At 55.7% G+C, this 22254-nt stretch carries 21 protein-coding genes and 1 pseudogene; 7 read left to right on the top strand and 15 right to left on the bottom strand.

The features are described 5' to 3' along the window. Positions 1-105: 105 nt before the first annotated feature. The 3 genes from gshA to ACZ9BB_RS22705 form a co-directional block, all read right to left on the bottom strand. Entirely contained in the window at positions 106-1689 is a 1584-nt protein-coding gene (gene gshA, locus ACZ9BB_RS22715) for a glutamate--cysteine ligase (protein ID WP_476216392.1), read from the bottom strand. 206 nt (positions 1690-1895) lie between these two features. Beyond that, positions 1896-2279, bottom strand: a complete 384-nt coding sequence (locus tag ACZ9BB_RS22710; RefSeq protein ID WP_476216390.1) for a PaaI family thioesterase — start codon at positions 2277-2279, stop codon at positions 1896-1898. Further along, on the bottom strand, positions 2279-4603 hold the full coding sequence (locus ACZ9BB_RS22705) for a Tex family protein (protein ID WP_476216388.1): 2325 nt from the start codon (positions 4601-4603) through the stop codon (positions 2279-2281). The genes ACZ9BB_RS22710 and ACZ9BB_RS22705 overlap by 1 nt, the downstream gene beginning before the upstream one ends. Positions 4604-4963: 360 nt before the next feature. On the opposite strand from ACZ9BB_RS22705, the gene ompR reads away from it, so the two are divergent. Then, positions 4964-5704 (top strand): osmolarity response regulator transcription factor OmpR, encoded by a 741-nt coding sequence (gene ompR, locus ACZ9BB_RS22700; RefSeq protein ID WP_476216386.1) that lies wholly within the window; start codon positions 4964-4966, stop codon positions 5702-5704. 116 nt (positions 5705-5820) lie between these two features. Beyond that, entirely contained in the window at positions 5821-7134 is a 1314-nt protein-coding gene (locus tag ACZ9BB_RS22695) for an ATP-binding protein (protein WP_476216384.1), read from the top strand. A 175-nt stretch (positions 7135-7309) separates the two neighbouring features. Here ACZ9BB_RS22695 and rimK read toward each other — a convergent pair whose 3' ends face one another. Together rimK and rimB are read right to left on the bottom strand one after the other, a co-directional pair. Beyond that, on the bottom strand, positions 7310-8215 hold the full coding sequence (gene rimK, locus ACZ9BB_RS22690; RefSeq protein WP_007903081.1) for a 30S ribosomal protein S6--L-glutamate ligase: 906 nt from the start codon (positions 8213-8215) through the stop codon (positions 7310-7312). Then, positions 8212-8691 carry a retropepsin-like aspartic endopeptidase RimB gene (rimB, locus tag ACZ9BB_RS22685; protein ID WP_476216380.1) on the bottom strand — a complete coding sequence of 160 codons (480 nt, stop codon included), beginning with the start codon at positions 8689-8691 and terminating at the stop codon, positions 8212-8214. Before rimB ends, rimK begins: the two co-directional genes overlap by 4 nt. A gap of 211 nt (positions 8692-8902) precedes the next feature. On the opposite strand from rimB, the gene ACZ9BB_RS22680 reads away from it, so the two are divergent. From ACZ9BB_RS22680 to ACZ9BB_RS22670, 3 genes are all read left to right on the top strand, one after another. Further along, complete coding sequence (locus ACZ9BB_RS22680) at positions 8903-9313, top strand: RNA-binding S4 domain-containing protein (RefSeq protein WP_476216378.1); 411 nt, start codon at positions 8903-8905, stop codon at positions 9311-9313. Positions 9314-9542: 229 nt separating this feature from the next. Next, positions 9543-10445: an Hsp33 family molecular chaperone HslO gene (hslO, locus tag ACZ9BB_RS22675; RefSeq protein ID WP_476216376.1), complete on the top strand. Its 903-nt coding sequence runs from the start codon at positions 9543-9545 to the stop codon at positions 10443-10445. Positions 10446-10624: 179 nt separating this feature from the next. Further along, positions 10625-12166: a phosphoenolpyruvate carboxykinase gene (locus ACZ9BB_RS22670; protein ID WP_476216374.1), complete on the top strand. Its 1542-nt coding sequence runs from the start codon at positions 10625-10627 to the stop codon at positions 12164-12166. A gap of 79 nt (positions 12167-12245) precedes the next feature. On the opposite strand, the gene ACZ9BB_RS22665 is transcribed toward ACZ9BB_RS22670, so the two are convergent. From ACZ9BB_RS22665 to ACZ9BB_RS22620, 10 genes and pseudogenes are all read right to left on the bottom strand, one after another. Beyond that, entirely contained in the window at positions 12246-14435 is a 2190-nt protein-coding gene (locus tag ACZ9BB_RS22665) for a DEAD/DEAH box helicase (protein WP_476216372.1), read from the bottom strand. Between the two features lie 3 nt (positions 14436-14438). Beyond that, complete coding sequence (locus ACZ9BB_RS22660; RefSeq protein WP_476216370.1) at positions 14439-15377, bottom strand: HamA C-terminal domain-containing protein; 939 nt, start codon at positions 15375-15377, stop codon at positions 14439-14441. After that, entirely contained in the window at positions 15370-15723 is a 354-nt protein-coding gene (locus ACZ9BB_RS22655) for a hypothetical protein (RefSeq protein ID WP_476216368.1), read from the bottom strand. The genes ACZ9BB_RS22660 and ACZ9BB_RS22655 overlap by 8 nt, the downstream gene beginning before the upstream one ends. Positions 15724-16036: 313 nt before the next feature. Then, the gene (locus ACZ9BB_RS22650; protein WP_476216366.1) at positions 16037-16522 is read right to left on the bottom strand and encodes a helix-turn-helix domain-containing protein; all 486 of its coding nucleotides are present in this window, start codon (positions 16520-16522) and stop codon (positions 16037-16039) included. Between the two features lie 82 nt (positions 16523-16604). Further along, positions 16605-16958 carry a DUF1493 family protein gene (locus ACZ9BB_RS22645; protein ID WP_476218390.1) on the bottom strand — a complete coding sequence of 118 codons (354 nt, stop codon included), beginning with the start codon at positions 16956-16958 and terminating at the stop codon, positions 16605-16607. Positions 16959-17018: 60 nt separating this feature from the next. Beyond that, a pseudogene (locus ACZ9BB_RS22640) lies at positions 17019-17165 on the bottom strand (YhfG family protein); the annotation flags it as partial. 21 nt (positions 17166-17186) lie between these two features. Continuing rightward, on the bottom strand, positions 17187-17459 hold the full coding sequence (locus tag ACZ9BB_RS22635) for a type II toxin-antitoxin system RelE/ParE family toxin (protein ID WP_476216364.1): 273 nt from the start codon (positions 17457-17459) through the stop codon (positions 17187-17189). Then, a complete protein-coding gene (locus ACZ9BB_RS22630; protein ID WP_371916225.1) occupies positions 17459-17962 on the bottom strand; it encodes a hypothetical protein in 504 nt (167 codons plus the stop codon). Before ACZ9BB_RS22630 ends, ACZ9BB_RS22635 begins: the two co-directional genes overlap by 1 nt. A gap of 97 nt (positions 17963-18059) precedes the next feature. Further along, positions 18060-18359, bottom strand: coding sequence for a hypothetical protein (locus tag ACZ9BB_RS22625; RefSeq protein ID WP_476216360.1), 300 nt, complete (start codon positions 18357-18359; stop codon positions 18060-18062). A gap of 436 nt (positions 18360-18795) precedes the next feature. Further along, the gene (locus ACZ9BB_RS22620) at positions 18796-19089 is read right to left on the bottom strand and encodes a hypothetical protein (protein ID WP_476216359.1); all 294 of its coding nucleotides are present in this window, start codon (positions 19087-19089) and stop codon (positions 18796-18798) included. A 310-nt stretch (positions 19090-19399) separates the two neighbouring features. Between ACZ9BB_RS22620 and ACZ9BB_RS22615 the strand changes: the two genes are divergently transcribed. Both ACZ9BB_RS22615 and ACZ9BB_RS22610 read left to right on the top strand, forming a co-directional pair. Then, positions 19400-19930: a polysaccharide deacetylase gene (locus ACZ9BB_RS22615; protein WP_476216357.1), complete on the top strand. Its 531-nt coding sequence runs from the start codon at positions 19400-19402 to the stop codon at positions 19928-19930. A 394-nt stretch (positions 19931-20324) separates the two neighbouring features. Continuing rightward, the gene (locus tag ACZ9BB_RS22610) at positions 20325-22253 is read left to right on the top strand and encodes a RecQ family ATP-dependent DNA helicase (protein ID WP_476216355.1); all 1929 of its coding nucleotides are present in this window, start codon (positions 20325-20327) and stop codon (positions 22251-22253) included. The last annotated feature ends 1 nt before the right edge of the window (position 22254 follow it).

The raw sequence follows: 22254 nt of genomic DNA, 5'->3' as shown, positions 1-22254 counted from the left end.
GACTCCCAAAAACAGCGAAGGTGTGTCTGATTAAACACGGTCGCAGATTTTACGGCTGCTGCGCAGCCGAGCGGGAGCAAGCTCCCTCGCCACAGAGGTTTGCGTTTAGTTGCTGATCGCCAGAATGCTCGCCTGATACGACCCGACAAACACATCGAAATCGCCGACTTCGTTCTGTTCAAGCGTCACTTGTTGAGCCAGCGACGAGCGCGCCAGTTCTTCAAATCTCGCCTGTTCTTCGTTTGAAAGCGGCTCGCTGCGGAAAAAATCCGCGTGCGCCTGGCTCTGACGCAGGGAGAACTGTGCAAAGCTTTCCTTGTGCTCGGCCATCGCCGCCAGCACCTGGGCCGATGGCGTCAGGGACGAGTCCTTGACCTTGGCCAATTGAACGTCCAGCGCTTTGCTGTGGGCATCGCCGCCGTGGGTTTGATCCAGCAACGCCGCCAGTGGCGCGATCTTTTCCAGCAACTCGCCAGCCCATTCCTTCAGGTCCACCGCTTGCCCGTCGCGTTGCAGTTGCAGGCCCGGACGACGACCTTCCTTGACCACGCTGAGGAAGTTCGAGGTCGCGTTGCCGCACGAGGTACTGGTCAGCAGAGGGCTGTCGTTCAGCGCGCAGTACAGCAGGAACGCGTCGAGGAACCGCGACTCGGTGAGGTCGATGCCCATCGGCAGGAACGGGTTGATGTCCAGGCAACGCACTTCGACGTACTGAATGCCACGGGCCACCAGCGCCTGAATTGGCCGCTCACCGGTGTAGGTCACGCGTTTCGGACGGATGTTGGAGTAGTACTCGTTTTCGATCTGCAGGATGTTGGTGTTGAGCTGAACCCATTCGCCGTCCTGGTGCGTACCGATCTCGACGTACGGCGGATACGGCGTGGCCACCGCTTTGCGCAGGCTGTCGGTGTAGCTGGTCAGATCGTTGTAGCACGGTGTCAAACCGGCCTGGGCGTTGCTCTGGTAACCCAGGTCGCTCATGCGCAGGCTGGTGGCGTACGGCAGGTACAAGGTGTCCGGATCCAGTTGTTCCAGCTGATGCGAGCGTCCACGCAGGAAACTGGCGTCCAGCGCGGGGGACGCACCGAACAGGTACATCAGCAGCCAGCTGTAGCGGCGGAAATTGCGGATCAGCGCGATGTAGGCCGACGATTGATAATCGCGATCGGTGCCGTCAAAGCCTTCGGCCTCTTTAAGCAGCGGCCAGAGCTTTTCCGGCAGGGAAAAGTTGTAGTGAATCCCGGCGATGCACTGCATGGTCTTGCCGTAACGCAGGGCCAGGCCCTTGCGATAGACGTACTTGAGCTGACCAATGTTGGAGGTGCCGTAATAAGCAATCGGGATGTCTTCCTCGGCCGGCAACGGGCACGGCATCGAAGGACTCCACAGGTACTCGTTGCCGAGCTTGCTGTAGGCAAAACGGTGAATCCTGTCCAGGCTCGCCAGCATCTGTGCCGGGTCTGGCAGGGCAGGCGTGATGAACTCCAGCAGCGACTCGGAATAGTCGGTGGTGATCTGTTCGTTGGTCAGCGCGGAACCCAATGCTTCGGGGTGCGGCGTTTGCGCCAGGCGCCCTTCGCCCGTTACTCGCAGGCATTCACGTTCGATGCCGTGAAGGCACTGTTCGAGCAGAGAGAGGTTAGCGCGCTCGCCAAGCAGAGCCAGGCGGCGGTTGAGAAGTTCGCTCAAGTTGGATTCCTTCACGCGTCAGTCGCCCCAATATGGGGGTGGGCAAGACGGTCTACAAGGGTGAAGTTAAAACTGGCGTTTTCGCCTGGTTTTTGGGCCGCACTGGCCTGCTGTCAGCCAGCCAGGAGTTGATCGCCGCAATCCCCTGTGGAAACTCCGACGCTGCAGTCACAGCGTCGAAATTAACTCAAATTGATGAAGAGTATCTACAGGACAGCGAACGTGCCTTGTGCTTTTGCGACCAGTTTGTCGCCTTGCATCACATCGGCTTCGACCACCAGCGTGCGACGGCCCGGGTGGATCACCCGCGCCGTGCACATCACTTCACCGTCGGCGACGGCGCGGATGTAGTTGATCTTGCATTCGATGGTCGCGCTCTGCTGGTCAAAGCCGTGGGTGCTGGAACAGGCCAGCCCCATGGCAATGTCCACCAGACTGAATAAGGCCCCGCCATGCAGTTTGCCGCCACGATTGCGCAGTTCTGGCTCAAGCCCCAGGGCGACTTGCGCCACCCCGGTCTCCAGGCTGTGCAAGCGACACCCCAGCAGCTTGAAAAACGCGCTTTCGGTCAGCCCGGCAGGGATATCCATCAGCGTTTCTTCAACTGCTTGGCGTTGGCGAACAGCGACGCCATGGCGTTGTTGGTCGGGGCCGCTGCCGTGGTTTCCTTGCGCGGTGCGGTGTTCTGCGATTGGCGCGGGGCCGAACCCGGACGCGCACCACGGGCACCGTCGATTTTCTCGCCCGGGGTGTCGCTCATGCGCATCGACAGCCCAACGCGTTTACGCGGGATGTCGACTTCCATGACCTTCACTTTCACCACATCACCGGCTTTCACCGCTTCGCGCGGATCCTTGATGAATTTCTCCGAAAGCGCGGAGATATGCACCAAACCGTCCTGATGCACGCCGATGTCGACGAACGCACCGAAGTTGGTCACGTTGGTCACCACGCCTTCGAGGATCATCCCCGGTTGCAGGTCCTTGAGGTCTTCGACGCCGTCCTGGAACTCTGCAGTCTTGAACTCGGGCCGCGGGTCGCGACCTGGTTTTTCCAGCTCTTGCAGGATGTCGGTGACTGTCGGCAGGCCGAACGTTTCGTCGGTGTACTTCTTCGGATCCAGACGCTTGAGGAACGCGGCGTCGCCGATCAGCGAGCGAATGTCACGGTCGGTTTCAGCGGCAATGCGCTGCACCAGCGGATAGGCTTCCGGGTGAACCGCAGACGAATCCAGCGGGTTGTCGCCGTTCATCACGCGCAGGAAGCCGGCGGCCTGTTCGAAGGTTTTTTCACCCAGGCGCGCGACTTTTTTCAACGCGGCGCGGGTTTTGAACGCGCCGTGTTCGTCGCGGTGGCTGACGATGTTTTGCGCCAGGGTCGCGTTGAGGCCGGAGATGCGCGCCAGCAGCGCCACGGAGGCGGTGTTGACGTCGACGCCCACGGCGTTCACGCAGTCCTCGACCACCGCGTCCAGGCCGCGCGCCAGTTTCAGCTGCGACACGTCGTGCTGGTACTGGCCGACGCCGATGGATTTCGGATCGATCTTCACCAGCTCAGCCAGTGGATCCTGCAGACGACGGGCAATCGACACCGCGCCACGGATCGACACGTCGAGGTCCGGGAATTCCTTGGAGGCCAGTTCCGACGCCGAGTAAACCGATGCACCGGCCTCGGAGACCATGACTTTGGTCATCTTCATGGCTGGGTATTTTTTGATCAGTTCAGCAGCGAGTTTGTCGGTTTCACGGCTGGCCGTGCCGTTGCCGATGGCGATCAGGTCCACCGAATGCTTGGCGCACAGGGCGGCGAGCACGGCGAGGGTCTGGTCCCACTTGTTATGCGGCACGTGCGGGTAAACCGTGGCGTGGTCCAGCAGTTTGCCGGTGGAGTCGACCACGGCCACCTTGCAGCCGGTGCGCAGGCCCGGGTCGAGGCCCAGGGTCGCACGCGGGCCGGCCGGCGCGGCCAGCAGCAGGTCGTGCAGGTTGTGGGCGAACACATTGATCGCTTCGGTCTCGGCGCCGTCGCGCAGCTCGCCCAGCAGGTCGGTTTCCAGATGGGTGTAGAGCTTGACCTTCCAGGTCCAGCGCACCACTTCGCCCAGCCATTTGTCGGCGGCACGGTTCTGGTTCTGGATGCCGAATTGCTGGCCGATCATGCCTTCGCACGGGTGCATGGTGCCCGGCAGTTCGTCGCCGACCTTCAGCGCGGAACTGAGAATGCCTTCGTTGCGGCCACGGAAAATCGCCAGCGCGCGGTGCGATGGCATGCTTTTCAGCGGTTCGTCGTGTTCGAAGTAGTCGCGGAACTTGGCGCCTTCCTCTTCCTTGCCGGCGATTACGCGGGCACTGAGGGTCGCTTCCTGCTTGAGGTAGCTGCGCAGCTTGTCCAGCAGGCCGGCGTCTTCGGCGAAGCGTTCCATCAGGATGTATTTGGCGCCTTCGAGGGCGGCCTTCACATCGGCCACGCCTTTTTCGGCGTCGATGAAGCGCGCGGCTTCTGTTTCCGGGCTCAGGGTCGGGTCGTTGAACAAACCGTCAGCCAACTCGCCGAGGCCGGCTTCCAGGGCGATCTGGCCCTTGGTGCGGCGCTTCTGCTTGTACGGCAGGTACAAGTCTTCGAGGCGGGTCTTGGTGTCGGCCAGCTTGATGTCGCGCTCAAGTTGCGGGGTCAGCTTGCCTTGCTCTTCGATGCTGGCGAGGATGCTGATACGCCGTTCGTCGAGTTCTCGCAGGTAGCGCAGACGCTCTTCCAGATGACGCAGTTGCGTGTCATCGAGGCTGCCGGTCACTTCTTTCCGGTAGCGGGCGATGAAGGGTACCGTGGAGCCTTCATCGAGTAGCGCGACGGCCGCTTCGACCTGTTGTGGGCGTACACCGAGTTCCTCGGCGATGCGGCTGTTGATGCTGTCCATAAAACCACCTGACAAATTGTGAAAGCAGGCTCGCAGGCGCAGAGATAAGGGCTCGGCGAGTCTGGTTGAGCGGCCTGGCGTGCGCCGCTACCTGGATCAAAAAGGTTTCCCGTTGACCCGTGAAATCGAACAATTACTGCCAGAGCCATGAAAAAAATGCGGCTACCGGCAATAACGATCAGACGTTGCCTGACACAAAAGGCCGCGCATTATAACCAGCGTTCTGTCATTCGGGGGCATCGCAGGCTGTAGGCACAATGGCCGGTTTTCTGGCAGTGCAGGAAAAATCTGCTAACAATGCACACGGTGCGTATAACGGCAGCTACGCCATAATGCGCGCCGAGATCAAAGGAGCATCCAATGAGCAGCACTGCACAAACTGCTGAAGGCGAAAAAATTCTTATCGTTGACGACGATCCGGGGCTGAGCAGCCTGCTGGAGCGCTTTTTCGTCAGCAAGGGCTACCGTGCCCGCGCCGTCCCGAACACTGAACAAATGGACCGCCTGCTGGCGCGAGAAGTGTTCAACCTGGTCGTCCTCGACCTGATGCTGCCCGGCGAAGACGGCCTGACCGCCTGCCGCCGCCTGCGCACGGCGAACAATCAGATTCCGATCATCATGCTCACCGCCAAGGGCGACGAGCTGAGTCGCATCAAGGGCCTGGAACTGGGCGCCGACGATTACCTGGCCAAGCCGTTCAACCCGGACGAGCTGATGGCTCGGGTCAAAGCGGTTTTGCGTCGTCAGGCAGCGCCGGTGCCGGGCGCGCCGGGCAGCGAAGACGAAAGCGTGACTTTCGGTGACTACGAACTGTCCCTGGCCACCCGCGAACTCAAGCGCGGCGACGAAGTGCACATGCTCACCACCGGTGAGTTCGCGGTACTCAAGGCCCTGGTCATGAACGCACGTCAGCCACTGACCCGCGACAAGCTGATGAACCTGGCCCGTGGCCGCGAGTGGGATGCCCTGGAGCGTTCCATCGACGTGCAGATCTCCCGTCTGCGCCGGATGATCGAGCCCGATCCATCCAAACCACGCTACATCCAGACCGTCTGGGGCGTGGGTTACGTGTTCGTTCCGGATGGCGCCGCCACGAAGTGATTGGTGATTTGTAGGAGCGGGTCTTGCGGACAGCGGGTCAGATGAACCTTGGCCGCAGACTCGCGATCCGCAATGTGCGAGCATCGCTCGCTCCTGCAAGTGTGTAGCGGTATCCCATGAAAACCCCTGTTTGGTTCCCCCAGAGCTTCTTCTCCCGCACCTTGTGGCTGGTGTTGATCGTCGTCCTGTTTTCCAAGGCGCTGACCCTGGTTTATCTGTTGATGAACGAAGACGTGCTGGTGGATCGCCAATACAGCCACGGTGTCGCCCTGACGCTGCGTGCCTATTGGGCCGCCGACGAAGAAAGTCGCGCGAAGATCGCCGATGCCGCGACCCTGATCCGGGTGGTGGGCGCCGGTGTACCGGAAGGCGAACAGCACTGGCCATACAGCGAGATCTACCAGCGCCAGATGCAGGCAGAACTGGGGGCCGACACCGAAGTAAGATTACGCATGCACTCGCCGCCGGCGCTGTGGGTCCGGGCGCCAAGCCTGGGCGATGGCTGGCTGAAAGTGCCGCTGTACCCGCATCCGTTGCGCGGCCAGAAAATCTGGAATGTGCTCGGCTGGTTCCTCGCCATCGGTCTGCTGTCCACTGCCTCGGCATGGATCTTCGTCAGCCAGCTCAATCAACCGCTCAAACGTCTGGTCTATGCCGCGAGGCAACTCGGTCAGGGCCGCAGCGTGCGTTTGCCGATTAGTGATACACCAAGCGAGATGACCGAGGTTTATCGCGCCTTCAACCAAATGGCCGAAGACGTCGAGCAGGCCGGGCGTGAACGGGAGCTGATGCTGGCCGGGGTGTCCCACGACCTGCGCACGCCGCTCACCCGTTTACGGCTGTCGCTGGAACTGATGGGCGACCGCAATGACCTGACCGACGATATGGTCCGCGACATCGAAGACATGGACGCGATTCTCGACCAGTTCCTGGCGTTCATTCGTGACGGGCGTGACGAGTCTGTGGAGGAAGTGGACCTGAGCGATCTGGTTCGCGAAGTCGCCGCGCCGTACAACCAGAACGAAGAGAAAGTGCACTTGCGCCTGGAGCCTATCCAGCCGTTCCCGCTGCGTCGGGTGTCGATGAAACGGCTGCTGAACAACCTGATCGGTAATGCCTTGCATCACGCCGGTAGCGGAGTGGAAGTGGCGGCGTATGTGTCCGGGGATACCAGCGCGCCGTATGTGGTGTTGAGTGTGATGGACCGTGGCGCGGGGATCGATCCGTCGGAACTGGAGGCGATCTTCAACCCGTTCACCCGTGGTGATCGGGCCCGGGGCGGGAAGGGGACCGGGCTAGGGTTGGCGATCGTGAAGCGGATCGCTTCGATGCATGGCGGGAATGTCGAGTTGCGCAACCGGCCTGGTGGTGGGCTGGAAGCGCGAGTGCGCTTGCCGTTGGGGTTGATGTTGCCGAGGGATGCTGTCTAGCGTTGTACACAACCTCTGTGGCGAGGGAGCTTGCTCCCGCTGGAGGCCGAAGGACTCCCGATCCCCCGACCCCGACAACCGCGTTCTTGTAGCTAAAACACGGTTTTCTGGTTTTACGACTGCTGCGCAGCCGAGCGGGAGCAAGCTCCCTCGCCACAAGGGGACCGGGTAAACCTCAGCCCTTGCCTTTGGTCCGAGTCATATTCGGCCCGCCGTTCTTCTCCAGATGCTCGATGATGATTCCCGCCACGTTCTTCCCGGTGGTGGTTTCAATCCCTTCCAGCCCCGGCGACGAGTTCACTTCCATCACCAGCGGGCCGTGATTGGAGCGCAGGATATCCACCCCCGCCACCGCCAGGCCCATGACCTTTGCCGCACGCAATGCCGTCATGCGTTCTTCCGGCGTGATCTTGATCAGGCTCGCACTGCCACCGCGATGCAGGTTGGAGCGAAACTCCCCCGGCTTGGCCTGGCGTTTCATCGCCGCGATCACCTTGTCGCCGACCACGAAACAACGAATGTCCGCGCCGCCGGCCTCCTTGATGTATTCCTGGACCATGATGTTCTGCTTCAGGCCCATGAACGCCTCGATCACCGATTCCGCCGCTGTCGCCGTTTCACACAGCACCACACCGATGCCCTGAGTGCCTTCCAGCACTTTGATCACCAGCGGTGCGCCGTTGACCATCTCGATCAAGTCGGGAATGTCATCCGGGGAGTGGGCAAAACCGGTGACCGGCAAACCGATCCCCCGGCGCGACAGCAACTGCAGCGAACGCAGCTTGTCTCGCGAACGGGCGATGGCCACCGATTCGTTGAGCGGAAACACCCCCATCATTTCGAACTGGCGCAGCACCGCGCAGCCATAAAACGTTACCGATGCGCCGATCCGCGGGATCACCGCATCGAAACCCTCCAGCGGTTTGCCGCGGTAGTGGATTTGCGGCTTGTGACTGGCAATGTTCATGTAGGCGCGCAGGGTGTCGATCACCACCATTTCATGGCCACGCTCTATACCGGCTTCGACCAGACGACGGGTGGAATACAGACGCGGGTTCCGCGACAGCACAGCGATCTTCATGCAACACCTGTGGAGGAGGTAGATACCGGGAACACCGGCTTGTCTTGTACATACTTGATGCCCGGATTGACCACTAACTGGCCGTGTATCAGGGCTTTGGAACCGAGTAACAGGCGATAACGCATGGACTTGCGGCAGGCGAGGGTGAACTCGACCCGCCAGACCCGATCACCGAGGGCCAGGGTAGTGCTGATCACGTAGCGAGCTTGCGCATGACCGTTGGAGCTTTTAATGGTCTTCATCGTCACCAGCGGTGCTTCGCAACGCCGGTGCCGCAATTGCACCACCGTGCCCAGGTGCGCGGTGAAACGCACCCATTGTTCGCCGTCGCGCTCGAACGGCTCGATGTCAGTGGCATGCAGGCTGGAGGTACTGGCACCGGTGTCGATTTTTGCGCGAAGGCCCGCGACTCCCAAATCAGGGAGCGCCACCCACTCGCGCAAACCGACAACGGTCAAATGGTCAAATGTCTTCAAAGTGCTCAACCGGCAAAAACCGCTCAGGCCGCGTGCGGCCGAATTCGCGGTATTCACGCAGAATAATGGGTAAAAGGCGACAGATATCTACTGTCCGGATTTCCGTCCCTCAACTGGGGGGAATGCCTGCATTCTAATCCAGAGTGTGGGAATTCATGGCACGACAGAAACGGTAGTACAGTTCATCGATATTTCAGAATGAGGTCATCCAATGGCACAAAAAAGCGAAGAGGACGACAAGGTCCGTCTCGATAAATGGTTGTGGGCCGCGCGTTTCTATAAAACACGTGCCTTGGCCAAGGCCGCGATCGAAAGCGGCAAGGTGCATTGCCGGGGCGAGCGCTGCAAGCCAGGCAAGGAGCCGAGGATTGGCGACGAGTTGCAGATTCGCACTGGCTTCGAGGAGCGCACGGTGGTGGTCCAGGCCTTATCGATCGTGCGCCGTGGCGCGCCGCAGGCTCAGGCCCTGTACGCCGAAACAGACGCCAGCATCGCCAAGCGCGAAGCAGCGGCGGCCATGCGCAAGGCCGGAGCGTTGGGCGTAAGCACCGACGGCAAACCGAGCAAAAAGCAGCGCCGGGACCTGTTCAAGTTTCGCGGCAACAGCAACGACCAGCAGTGATGGCCGTCGGGTGCAGACTTGCAATCGCGCACCTGCGTAGCCATATGGGGGTATTCGCCGGTGGCGCATTGAGCGGACGAAAGCACCGTTCGTCGAAAACCGAGGTTTGACCTCGCTTGGAACAACCCTGGATTGTTCATAAAATGCCTCCCATGGCTGAACTTTGCGCATCAAGGTGCCGCAAAAGGGGCAACTTTCATTTTTGTAACCACTTCAGATACCCAGACCTATGACCGACCTACCGGATACCGACTACTCCCAACGCTTCATCTTCGATGACAGCGACACCCGCGGCGAACTGGTGGCATTGGAACGTAGCTATGCCGAAGTCCTCGCCAAACACACCTATCCGGAGCCGGTCGCGCAACTGCTGGGCGAACTGATGGCGGCCGCAGCGTTGCTGGTTGGCACCTTGAAGTTCGATGGCTTGCTGATCCTGCAGGCCCGTTCCGAAGGCCCGGTGCCGTTGCTGATGATCGAGTGTTCCAGCGAGCGCGAAATTCGTGGCCTGGCCCGTTACCACGCCGAGCAGATCGCCCCCGATGCGACCCTCGCCGACCTGATGCCCAATGGCATGTTGGCGCTGACTGTCGACCCGACTCAGGGCCAGCGCTATCAGGGCATCGTCGATCTCGATGGCGAAACCCTGTCCGATTGCTTCACCAACTATTTCGTCATGTCGCAGCAGGTCGGCACTCGCTTCAAGCTATACGCCGATGGCCGTCGCGCCCGTGGCCTGTTGCTGCAGCAACTGCCTGCCGACCGTTTGAAAGACGAAGAAGAGCGCGCCGCCAGCTGGCAGCACATCACCGCCCTGGCCAGCACCCTCTCCGCCGATGAATTGCTGAGCCTGGACAACGAAACCGTGCTTCATCGCCTCTACCATGAAGAGCAAGTGCGCCTGTTCGATGTGCAGAAACTGCGCTTCCGTTGCAGCTGCTCCCGGGAACGCTCGGGCAATGCGCTGGTCAGTCTGGGTCTGGAAGATGCTCAGAAACTGGTCATCGAACATGGCGGTAGCATCGAGATCGACTGTCAGTTCTGCAACGAACGTTATCTGTTCGATGCGGCCGATATCACCCAATTGTTCGCCGGAGCAGGGGTCGATACGCCGTCAGATACCCGTCACTAAAACGTTTCAGCGCAGGTAAATTCACTGCTTAACGCCGGAATAACGCCGTTCTGACGGGAGGGCCCTACACTTTTTGGGCTTTTCTGGCATAATCCGGCCCACTTTTTTCGCGGTAGTAGTGCACGACTTTCTACTACAAAACGTTTGGAGCACTCGGCCACTGGCCGACGGGGAACCTCATGACGCAAGCTAATAACGCCGTGTACACCGATCTGAGTGTTGATGATCTGGTCAAAGAAGCCCTGAAGCGCGGTGAAGGCGAGCTTGCCGATACCGGCGCGCTGGTTGTTCGCACCGGTCACCGTACCGGCCGTTCGCCAGTCGATCGTTTCATCGTTGAAGAGCCAACCACCCAGGACGCCATCGCCTGGGGCCCGATCAACCGCAAGTTCCCGGCCGACAAGTTCGATGCCCTGTGGGCTCGCGTCGAGGCGTTCAACAACGCGCAAGAGCATTTTGTTTCCCACGTGCACGTAGGTGCTGCCGAAGAGCACTACCTGGCCGTGAAGATGACCACCCAGACTGCCTGGCAGAACCTGTTCGGTCGTTGCCTCTTCATCAACCCGGCCCAGTACAACCCGGCTGGTCGTGAAGAGTGGCAGGTCCTCAACGTCGCCAACTTCGAGTGCGTGCCAGAGCGTGACGGCACCAACTCCGATGGCTGCGTGATCCTCAACTTCGCCCAGAAGAAAGTGCTGATCGCCGGCATGCGCTACGCCGGTGAAATGAAGAAAGCCATGTTCTCGGTGCAGAACTTCCTGCTGCCGGCCGCCGACGTGCTGCCGATGCACTGCGCTGCCAACATTGGCGAAGCGGGCGACGTGACCCTGTTCTTCGGTCTGTCCGGTACCGGCAAGACCACCCTGTCCGCCGACGAAAGCCGTTACCTGATCGGTGACGACGAACACGGCTGGGGCGAGGGCGTGGTGTTCAACATCGAAGGCGGTTGCTATGCCAAGTGCATCGACCTGTCCGAGAAGAACGAACCCGTCATCTGGAAAGCCATCAAGCACGGCGCAGTCCTGGAAAACGTTGTCCTGGACGACGCCAAGAAGGCTGATTACGCCGACGGCAGCCTGACCCAGAACAGCCGCGCCGCTTACCCGCTGGAGCACGTCGAGAAGCGTTCCGAGAAAAACCTCGGTGGCGAGCCAAACGCGGTGATCTTCCTGACCTGCGACCTGACCGGCGTCCTGCCGCCAGTGTCGATCCTCAGCGAAGAACAAGCGGCCTACCACTTCCTGTCCGGCTACACCGCTCTGGTGGGCTCGACCGAAATGGGTTCCGGCAGCGGCATCAAATCGACCTTCTCTACCTGCTTCGGCGCACCGTTCTTCCCGCGCCCGGCCGGCGAATACGCAGAACTGCTGATCAAGCGCATCCGCGGCTTCGGCTCCAAGGTCTACCTGGTCAACACCGGCTGGACCGGCGGTGGCTACGGCGTCGGCAAACGCTTCAACATCCCGACCACCCGCGGCGTGATCGCAGCGATCCAGAGCGGCGTTCTGGTCGGTGCCGAGACCGAGCACCTGGACACCATCAACCTCGACGTGCCACTGGCCGTACCGGGCGTTGAAACTGGCCTGTTGAACCCACGTAACACTTGGGCTGACAAGGCTGCTTATGATGAAGCTGCCAAGGCACTGGCTGGGTTGTTTGTTGAGAACTTCAAGAAGTTCGACGTGAGCGACGCGATCAAGGCTGCTGGGCCGAAGTTGTAAGTATCGGTAGTGGTTTGAGGTAAGAGAAAGCCGCCCTTTGAGGGCGGCTTTTTTTGGTGGCTTAAGTTTTGTGCGAGTGTTAAGTTGGTAAAATAACCCCGATTATCTTTTCTTTTTCATAAGCTAAAAATTCTTTGTTGTCGTAGCAGGATGAGCTTCTAATAATATTTAATACGTTTTCTTCGCTTGCGTTTTCTGGTATGTATTTGCCAAGTTTTTCAATCGCAGACTTTGGAATTCCATACTCATCAAGAATAGTCAGGTTTCCTCTTAGAAAATCATTCTCAATTTGGCTTGCAAAATGTAGATAATTTCCAGCTTTCCAGCCTCGTTCTGAGCATATATATGACTGAAGGCTATTCATCACGATTAACCACTTGGGGACTTTATACTGTAGCCAGTGTCTTAAAATTTGGAAGCCGTCTCTAATGGCTGCATCCCAGATTTCTTGCTTTGATGTACCATTTTTTGCTCTTTTTAGTTCGAAGCTATAAATGTTATTTATAATTGGGAATATTGACTCGTTGAAGCTATAGATGGATGTTAGGGTTATCAGCCTTTGTTTAGACATTCGCTGGCTTTTTTCGTGAGAAGCAGCAAGTAGTTCATAAGCCATCCCCAATACATATTCTAGTTGGGCTTTTGTTGGATAGGTCGTCCAATTGATAAGGTCGTAACAGTTGGGAAGATCCTCTCTCAGTTTTTGTATGACTGAATACTGACCTTGTATGTTAATCTGGTTTTCTTTAAGTATACTAAATTCCGCCGGATCGAATTTTTTTAGCGTTATATATTGATCGCTCTGCTTATCTATAACTTCTTCGTCGTCAAGTTGAATTAATATTTCTGTAGAAATTGGATTTTGCTCGAAAAAAGGGATATCTACAACAGTCTCTTGTTTTTCTGGGGGAGGACTGAAGTTGTAAATATATCCGCTATAATGTTTCATCATTCGTCCAGCCCGACCTTTGATGTTGGAATAGTCAAAGTAGTCGATGGTGTTATCACCTTTAGTGCTGTCGAAATAAATTACATTTTTTGCGCTAGTATTTACACCTTCGATAATAGTGGCGGTGCAAAATAAATAATTTAAAGAGCCGTCTTCAAAGTAATCAATTATAGACGAGGTTATATGTTTTTGTAGTGCTCCATCGTGAAATGCTATCCCATGTCGAAGAAATTCAATTAATGACCATTTGTCTGAGATGTTTTGCTGTATCCATGGGATGATGCTTAGGTCCTTACGAGGAGTCGGGTTTTTATCTAATAGGTAGCTATAGAAGCCATATGAGAGTTGTCTCGCCTTACGTGGTGATGAGCAATATATGATATTTTGGTCGGATGAGAGTTTTTCTAGAAGTTCATAAAGGATTTCTTCTTTATACAGTTTTTTTTGGCCTCTGGTTCCGAATTTTCCTATGTGATTTTTGTATAGATCTATTTCTATGTTTCTTACAAGTTTGAAGTTTGTTTTTATGAATTCAGCATTATATTTTTTCTCGAATCCCTCAGAAATTCCGTCAATGTTTGGGCCGAGGAGGTAAAATCGACATTTGAATCTTTGTAGTATTTGGTGGAAGGCGTTATTTAGAGAATCTGAACGTTCATCATCTCTCTGGGCGCTCAACTTGTAAAACTCATCGATTATTAAGAAGTCAACATCTTCAAAGTACTGATACTCATTGACCCGTTCAGCTGTCAGGAGAAATAAATTTCCTAGGTCTTTGGAGGGTTCTTGAGTCGTGCGAACGATGATTTTGTATGAGTCTCTATACTTGGTTAGTTTTTTTCTTGTCTCATCAAGCAATGCTAAAGTTGGTTGTATTATTACAATATTTTTATGTTTTTTTGCCGCGACAATCTCTTCGATTAAAAGGCTTTTTCCAAAACTTGTGGGTGCACTAACTATTAGGTTGTTTTTTGAGGTTTTGATTTTTTCAAGAATGTATTTTTGAGCTTCGTGAAAGCTGAAATTCGTTCCCGAGTCGGACTTGTGGTAAGCGTTCCTGATTTCTGAAGATGTGGATGTGGGGTTTAATTCCTCTCGTTTCAGATATGGGTATAGACCATAAGCCTCTATTAAGTCTGCAAGAATTTCATCGAGTTGTGGATCGAATTTTTTTCTATGTTCTATCGTCGCAATAATGAGTTCGTTAGATTCACTCTCGCGCATCAGCAGATTCGAGCACTCCTTGTAAATTCCAAAAGTCTCGTTGAAATCGAATTGGACTTGTTCCTCTATATGTTTTACCAGTTCTGTGACGTCCATGTATTAATCTCCGACTGCTTGTAGTAACGATAGCTTTGTATGAAGTCTTTTTACCAACTCATTTTTGCATTTGACGGGGAAGAACATTAATACGATGTTGATTTTTTCTTTTAGGGGGTGGTCATTGTTCTGTGAAAATACTTGGCTCAGCTTACTGATTTCGGTCCTAAGTTCCTGCTTGAACTCATCGAGCTCTTCGTCGTCGTGATTTGTGAATGATTGTGAGCTGTAAGTGCACAGCATTGGAATGACAATATCATTTAGTCTGGTCTTAAGCTTTTCGCTCGTGGATAATTTGTTGGTCCAGTATTCAACGTCCGGATGAAAATTGAAGTGTTTTGTTTTTTTGGTAATTATATTAAATTCGGAGTTTATGTAGTCTGCAGTGATGTGTTCTTTTAGATCTTTTATCAGTGCTTTAACTCCGAGTGCTGGATCTATATAAAGTTTTGACTCTCCTAGCCATAGGGTTTTTGTTGTTGGGTTAATATGTACTGAGTCAAAACCGTGCACAGTAAATCCATAGGAGTCTTTAAAATATATTTTCGATAGGAGAGGAATCGTTTGATGATAGTCCCTTAATAGGAGATGTAATATGAGTTCGCCGAACTCTCCTCGTCTAAGATACTTGTCCTCTATGTCATCAGCGATATGCCCTCCGCTTAAATATAATTTTTTAACATTTTCGAAATTATCTATTTTGTATACAGAGTTTGCGGCTTCAATTACTTTTTCAACGGTTTCTGTATTGTTGGTTACGGCCTCTTCGTGCAGGCCGAATGCAAACTCATGAATTGCAGATATTATTGTTTTTACTAGAGGTTTCCATCGATACTCTTGTGCGCCTTTATCATCTAGGTCGTAACCTACTATATAGCAACGAAGATTGTCTTTAGAAAAAAACTCTTCAATGATACCGTTGGATTTAAAAGGTTTAGACATTGATAGTTCTTCTGTTCAGATAGTTGCTCGGTGTCGGCAAGGGGTATTCGCCAGTTTTCTTCGTATGGTGCGCATTTTTTGATTGTAGGTAGGATAAAGTTTGAGTTTTTTTATTTAATGTGAAAGCCGGCTTTTCTCCGGATATGCTCGAGTTGCAAGAAAGAATTGAGATCGAGTTTAGGTTTTTATGGGGAATAGCTGGAAAATAGCGAAGGCGGGAAATATAGGTATTACCGATTTTTCTTCTGCGCACGGGAAGATTTTTGGCATCCGCTATAAAGGAACCTAGATTTTGGATGATGTGTTTTTTTGTTTTAACTTTATGCATCATGGCATTTGTTTTCATCCTTGGCTCACGACTTCTCAGTCGCTTGGTGTTTCAGGTATCAGCTTAGCCCGAGATTAAACTGGAATGCCATTATTTTGCTAGCAGTGTGCGACGTTTGGTTTTAAGACTTTGGTATTGACGCTTCATGCAAACAAAAGCTGTCACATGAAGCGATTGGAAGGTGGGACGGACGAACGAAGAAAATCCACCCAGGTGCTAGCCAATGAGAATCATGGAGTTTTCAGTGGCAGAATTTTTAAGCGGCCCTTGATCTTCGGTGCTAGGACCTGTAACACCATCAGCTGCGTATGTACGCAATCCACTTCATCCGTTATGTATTGGATTCAAGCTTTTTTCTGACCAGCAGCGCTGACAATGAATAAGTGTTGAGGGGAAAGGGAAGAGATTCGCTCGCGTTGAGCTTCAATGCTTTGGTGGATCGCGACTCCCGCGAGCGGTTCGGTGTCAACGACTCGGTCGCAATCACGCTATGTTCACGTACGGGTTTTTTAGTCCGCGGACTGGATGCTCGGGTTAATCGAGAATCCTGCAGATGACGTCCCATTTCATCGGCAGCACCAACCTTATTCAAGTCTTGCTCCAGACCCAACACGTGCATCACCGACAGATAAGCCCCCATCGTCACCCCCGCACCACCCGACTCCAGCGAACGCAACGTCATGACAGACATGCCGGCTCGCTCTGCCACTTGTTTAGCTGTCAGCCTTCGACGTAAACGAGCCAGTTTTAGGCGTTCGCCGAGGTCGGTAAGCAGTCGTGCAATACGCGGGGGAAGTGCCGCTGTTTTTCTAGCCATACAGCTAATATTCCTTCACTTCGGAGGAGATAACGCCAGAATAATTGCAGTTATACGAACCGCTTCAGCCAGAGGACCTGCTCTACTGGCTCTCCAACTCCTGCGTATCCCACCGCTGCACCTTGATCGCTCGGTAGAGCATGCCAATGGTCAGCGGCACCTTGTCACCACGCCCCTTCGCTCGACGCTTGAGAAACACATCAAACCCTTCCGGCTGAAAATATCGATACGCATCGTAGTCCACGAAGTCGATCCCGAACTGCTCCTCCAGCGCTTCCATCAAATGCCGCGCATCGGCACCGTCGCAACCCAGGTCAAAATTGATCGAGGTGGTGAGGCTGATGGTTTTGCGTTCGGGCAGGCCGAGTTCTTCGTGCAGCAGCTGCATGAGCAGGTGCATGGCGTGGTCGTCGGGGAAGTGGGGGGCGAGGTTCATTGCAGGGTATCCGTTTGGCTTGGGGAGGGCAGGTTGAGTCTGTTTGCCTTGCCGGTACTTGGCAATCACGTCTTCTCGTGTAGAAAGCGGCATGTCGAGGTCTGCCGGAGACGTATCGAATCCGGCGAGGCGCAGGCTAGCCAAGTAGTTCGAACGGCGGACTTTTTCGTAGTGCGCTTGTTTTTGTTTGAAGGTTAATTTGCCCATGAGGAGAGTGCCGGAGCCGTTTCACGGCCATTTCTGTCTGGCATGCATCACCCGGAGCATCTCCACCAAATCGTCTCTGATCAGATAGACCATGACGTAGTTTGAGGTTGCGACTATCTCGCGCGTCCCAGGAACGATGCCTTTTCTGTAAAGAGTCGGGTGCTGTCGAGCGTGCTCTGCCTTCAATTCAAACATCTCATCGAGGGCAACAGCTGCGATTGGGTTGTCCTGACTGATGTGATCCATGATTTTGTTTCGGTCATCAAGCGCCGTCGGACGCCAGACTACCCTCATCAGCGCGCTCGCTGACGTATGGCATCACGCTTGGCGGCAAATATTCGGCGGGCCTCTTCGTCGCTCACGCTCGGTCTCAAATCATCAATACTGCTTTGTACCTGTTCCTTGAACCATTCTTCATATGCCGCAGCTTCATGGGCCTGTTTCATTGCCTCGGAGCGATCAGGGCGCGTATAGGTTTTGATTTGGAACGGATCATAGTTCGACGCGTCCACATCGAAGTGGTTGATGCCCATGTCTCGCAGATAAGTCACCAGCGTTTCAAGTCGTTTGAATAGGCGCACTTGACGACTGCGTTGTGCCGTCAGCGAGCATTCTTTACTTCCGTGTCGGATTTGAATCGACCAGCCACCTGGTCTTGCGACGATATGAGCGCTGCTTACCGAACCGTTTTCAAGCAATCGTGTGAGGGTGCTGTGGTCGATGGTTTCGGTTGTCATGAAGGTGAGTCCATTGTTGAACAGTGGCTCATATGCTACGCAATCAATAATAGTTTGCAAGATTCAGCTCCTCACATTGGAAGGCGGGAATACAGCGTTGATGATCGTTGATCAGGCAGGCAGCCCTTGCTGGAACAATGCCTGCCTGAGAGTGGGTTTAAGCCGGAGCTTTCCAGCCCATCATGCGTTGCTGGGCGACTTTCAGTAGGTCGCAGCCGTCCTGGGTCAGCAGGTAGAGCGCGTGGGTGATGTGGGGGATGTCTTCTACGTCGCCGTGTTTGAAGCAAACGCAGTGCAAGGTTTTGAGGAGATCGCTGGACGCTCGGATGCGCTGGAGGGCGGCTTCGAGGATGTCCTGGGGGTTGGCCTCTGTGTCGATGATCAGGGGCGGGGAGTCGGTGAGGTTAGTTTGCAGCGGAAGGTAACGATCGTTTGTGAGCGGATTCCATGTATTCATTTTATGTATTCCTAATGCATCAGATGAAAGCACCGCCATCGTGACCAAGCGATGGAGGCGGACTGTGTTCGGGTTGGTCAACCGGAGGAATACATAAGACCGGCACGCCTTAAGGCGTCCCAAACACAGCCACCATATAGCGTGCAGACACTTGAGGTGCCGGCAGCATACAACGGACGTGTTTATGTATTCCATCGAGTGACCAAGCCCGAGCCGCTGATTTGGCAGCGACAGTCACGACTATAGGTATGAGCCGCCGGGCAGCGATAGGCGACAAGGTGTCTTCGGTTGTAGGAACGGGATGAAGCTTTGATAGGTCGTTGCCTACGGACTTGTTTCCAGCCGGCATTTCCCTCTTTTTGATTGTATTCAGACACACCGCGTTTTCGTTCTTCGTGGGCAAGCCTCGCTCCTACAGATGGTCGTGGTCTGGAGCTCAAACGGCTGTGGTTTTCGGCAGGCGTTGCCGGGCGATTTCGAGCAGTTCGTTGCCGTCCTGGATCAGCAGGTACAGCGCGTTGACGATGTTTGGAATGTCTTTCACGTCGGCCTGTTTGAAACACAGGCAATAGAGTGTTTCGAGCAGGTCACTGGCGGCGCGGATGCGTTGCTGGGCGGCGTCGAGAATCTCGTGCGGATTGGCTTGGGTGTCGATGACCAACACGGGGGTATCGCTGTAGTTGGTTTTGAGTGGGCGATAGCGGTCGGTTAACGAGTGGGATGTGTTCATCGAGGTCAGTCCTGTGGGAAGTCGGGCAGGCTCGCCGGCAGGCCGACACAGTGTTTTCAGCCGCGTCGGAAACTATAGAGGCCGGTGGCGAGGCGTCGCAAGATGGCGCAAATGGACAGGTTTTGTAGGGGGTTTACCGGCGCTATCGACCTTTGCCTACGCACGTTCCGACTATTTTTTAAGCTTTTCCCCTGGAGGTCGATATTCCTACGGGATTGTCAGGCTTAACGCATCCAGCCTCTGGAGGGTGCGCGCCAGAATGTGTAGGACGTTTCGAAGCGTCTGAGTCGACTCTTAAAGGGAATTAGGTATGCAGTGGCTACGTGTGGCCTCGATTTTATTGTTGTGGGCCGGTGTTTGTCGGATAGCGGGCGCTGCTGACGTCGGTCATTCGCTCCTCCTCGCCAACATGGACCGCACCGGTTGGCCGGATGCACTGACCACCCAGGCGGACATCGACACCGCATCTCGCGCCGAGGTGTTGATGGTGGGCAAGGCGTTGCTGGCCAGCGAAGCGCTGGATGAACAGGGGCTGAAACAGCGACTGGGCGTGCAGGTTGTGAAGCTCAAGTCGGTCAGGCAGGTGCGTGACGGGTTGTGGGACCGGTTGCTGATCAGCTATCGCAGTGCCAGCCAGAACTGCGACGACCAACTCTTCTGTCCTCGTGTACGTAGCGTCGCCGATTTGCGTCAGCTGGCGGCGGCGTTTACCGGCGAAATCAGCCCGGCCCATGCGGTTTGGGCGAGCAAGAGCCAGGTTTTTCATGAGCGGGCGCTGGATGAGCAGTTGCGGGTGGCGGTATTGGTGCCCTCCACCCGACGTCAGTCGATCGATGACTAAGTCTGTGAGGCGCCGCCCAGCGTTGTGGGCGCAGCGAGGAGAGGAGGTTCGTCAGGGAGCTTCATGCACCCGCTCAGCAGCAGGGATGCAAAGACAAGGGCGATTGGAAAAAACAGAGTGTTAGGCATGATTGTTCCTTCATAAGGATCCGCGTGCAGGCGTCCTGCCTTGATGAAAACTTCGCGGATAATGGTTTTTCTCGGGGTGAACCTTACCGGCTGACAGGGGACTGATGTCAGGGGGCAAAGTGCCTCGTTTGTTTCAATCTGTGGCGAAGGAATCGATGGGGTGACGCTGTATCATCCCGTATCGTTTTTGCCCCTGGCCTTTTCTCGACTCGCTGCAATCGCCCGCTAGGCTTTTGGCATGGCAGCAGTCAACGGAGTGACAGCTTATGCATAACACCCTGGAACAGGTTTTCGGTTATCCACAGTTTCGGCCCGGCCAGGAGGCGGCGGTCAGCGCAGTGCTGGCCGGGCGCTCGGCGGCGGCGATTTTTCCTACCGGCTCGGGCAAATCCCTGTGCTATCAGTTACCGGCCATCTTGCTGCCGCACCTGACGCTGGTGGTCTCGCCTTTGCTGGCGTTGATGCAGGATCAGCTAGCGTTCTTGCAGCGCCACGGCATTGCGGCGGGCAGTATCGATTCGGCGCAGAGCCGCGATGACGCCAGTGATGTGATGGCCCGCGCCAAGTCCGGCGAGTTGAAGATTCTGATGATTTCCGTGGAGCGCCTGAAGAACGAGCGCTTCCGTCATTTTCTGCAGCAGGTGCCGATCTCGCTGCTGGTGGTGGACGAGGCCCACTGTATTTCCGAGTGGGGCCACAACTTCCGCCCTGACTACCTCAAGCTGCCGGACTATCAGCGCCAGTTCAACATCCCTCAGGCCCTGCTGCTGACCGCCACTGCGACACCCAAGGTGATCGCCGACATGGAGGCCAGGTTCGCCATTGCCCCCGAAGACGTGGTGACCACCGGTTTCTACCGGCCCAACCTCAATCTGTTGGTGGAGCCGGTACGAGGCCAGGACAAGCGCCGACGCCTTGTCGAATGGATGAACCAGCGCCCCGGCCAGCCGAGCATTGTCTACGTCACCCTGCAGAAAACCGCCGAGCACATTGCCGAGCACTTGAACAGGAACGGCATCCAGGCCGAGGCTTACCACGCCGGTTTGCCCCACGAGCAACGGGAGGCGATCCAGCGCCGGTTCATGGGCGGGCAGTCCAATTGTATCGTCGCCACCATCGCCTTCGGCATGGGCATCGACAAAAGCGATATCCGCAACGTGGTGCATTTCGACCTGCCCAAATCCATCGAAAACTACAGCCAGGAAATCGGTCGCGCCGGGCGTGACGGGCAGCCGTCCGATTGCCTGGTGCTGGCCAACCGCGACAGCCTCAACGTGCTGGAAAACTTCGTCTACGGCGACACGCCGGAACTGGATGGCATTCGTTGCGTGCTCGACGAATTGCAAGCCGCCGCGCCCGAGGGGCAGTGGGAATTTCTGCTGGGACCTTTGGCCGATCAGAGCAACATTCGCCAGTTACCGCTCAAGACCTTGCTGGTGCAGCTGGAGTTGCGCGGGCTGATCGCTCCGCGCTATGCCTATTACGCCGAATACCGCTTCAAGTATTTGCAGGAGCCCGAAGCGTTGCTTGCCCGATTCGAAGGTGAGCGAAAGGATTTTGTCGCGGCGATCATCCAGACCTCCAGCCGCGCACGGACTTGGGCCACGGTGAATTTCGACGCGCTGTACGAGCAGCATTCCGCCGAGCGCAGTCGGGTGGTCAAGGCGCTGGATTACTTCCAGGAGAAGGGCTGGGTCGAACTTGAAAGCAAGCAGATGACTGAGGTCTACAGCTTGCTGAAAACCGGCATCGACACCCAGGCGCTGAGCGCCGAACTGCATGCCTACTTCACCCGGCATGAACGCACCGAGATTGCGCGGATTCACGCCATGCTGGATCTGTTCGCCACGGACCACTGCCTGGGCTATCGCCTGGCCGAGTACTTCGGCGACGAAAATGCGCCGCAGCGGTGCGGGCATTGTTCGGTGTGTCATGGCCACGTAGCGCGGCTGCCAGCGCCACCGGAGTTGCCGGCGCTTGTGGATAAAAATTTCGAGGCGCTGTGCGGTGATTTTATCCACAGGCACCAGCAGCACACGGGGAGTGTTCCATCGGCGGAGCGCGTGACGCGGTTTTTGTGCGGGATCAGCGTGCCGCTATTTACCAAGCTCAAGGCGCGGTCGATTTCGGGGTTTGCGGCGCTGGAGGATTATCCGTATGCCGACGTGCGTTGCTGGGTAGAGGCCCATTTATAGG

Source organism: Pseudomonas sp. TE3552 (assembly GCF_056278945.1).
This window is presented reverse-complemented; position numbering and strand designations above follow the sequence as displayed.

What these genes read in the sequence shown, in the direction of transcription:
- ACZ9BB_RS22635 (WP_476216364.1), bottom strand. Translation starts at nt 17,459, where the DNA reads ATGAGGGTAGTCTGGCGTCCGACGGCGCTTGATGACCGAAACAAAATC.
- ACZ9BB_RS22660 (WP_476216370.1), bottom strand. Translation starts at nt 15,377, where the DNA reads ATGTCTAAACCTTTTAAATCCAACGGTATCATTGAAGAGTTTTTTTCT.
- ACZ9BB_RS22645 (WP_476218390.1), bottom strand. Translation starts at nt 16,958, where the DNA reads ATGAACCTCGCCCCCCACTTCCCCGACGACCACGCCATGCACCTGCTC.
- ACZ9BB_RS22680 (WP_476216378.1), top strand. Translation starts at nt 8,903, where the DNA reads ATGGCACAAAAAAGCGAAGAGGACGACAAGGTCCGTCTCGATAAATGG.
- rimK (WP_007903081.1), bottom strand. Translation starts at nt 8,215, where the DNA reads ATGAAGATCGCTGTGCTGTCGCGGAACCCGCGTCTGTATTCCACCCGT.
- ACZ9BB_RS22615 (WP_476216357.1), top strand. Translation starts at nt 19,400, where the DNA reads ATGCAGTGGCTACGTGTGGCCTCGATTTTATTGTTGTGGGCCGGTGTT.
- ompR (WP_476216386.1), top strand. Translation starts at nt 4,964, where the DNA reads ATGAGCAGCACTGCACAAACTGCTGAAGGCGAAAAAATTCTTATCGTT.
- ACZ9BB_RS22705 (WP_476216388.1), bottom strand. Translation starts at nt 4,603, where the DNA reads ATGGACAGCATCAACAGCCGCATCGCCGAGGAACTCGGTGTACGCCCA.
- ACZ9BB_RS22665 (WP_476216372.1), bottom strand. Translation starts at nt 14,435, where the DNA reads ATGGACGTCACAGAACTGGTAAAACATATAGAGGAACAAGTCCAATTC.
- hslO (WP_476216376.1), top strand. Translation starts at nt 9,543, where the DNA reads ATGACCGACCTACCGGATACCGACTACTCCCAACGCTTCATCTTCGAT.
- ACZ9BB_RS22610 (WP_476216355.1), top strand. Translation starts at nt 20,325, where the DNA reads ATGCATAACACCCTGGAACAGGTTTTCGGTTATCCACAGTTTCGGCCC.
- ACZ9BB_RS22695 (WP_476216384.1), top strand. Translation starts at nt 5,821, where the DNA reads ATGAAAACCCCTGTTTGGTTCCCCCAGAGCTTCTTCTCCCGCACCTTG.
- ACZ9BB_RS22625 (WP_476216360.1), bottom strand. Translation starts at nt 18,359, where the DNA reads ATGAATACATGGAATCCGCTCACAAACGATCGTTACCTTCCGCTGCAA.
- ACZ9BB_RS22620 (WP_476216359.1), bottom strand. Translation starts at nt 19,089, where the DNA reads ATGAACACATCCCACTCGTTAACCGACCGCTATCGCCCACTCAAAACC.
- ACZ9BB_RS22650 (WP_476216366.1), bottom strand. Translation starts at nt 16,522, where the DNA reads ATGGCTAGAAAAACAGCGGCACTTCCCCCGCGTATTGCACGACTGCTT.
- ACZ9BB_RS22670 (WP_476216374.1), top strand. Translation starts at nt 10,625, where the DNA reads ATGACGCAAGCTAATAACGCCGTGTACACCGATCTGAGTGTTGATGAT.
- ACZ9BB_RS22710 (WP_476216390.1), bottom strand. Translation starts at nt 2,279, where the DNA reads ATGGATATCCCTGCCGGGCTGACCGAAAGCGCGTTTTTCAAGCTGCTG.
- ACZ9BB_RS22655 (WP_476216368.1), bottom strand. Translation starts at nt 15,723, where the DNA reads ATGAAAACAAATGCCATGATGCATAAAGTTAAAACAAAAAAACACATC.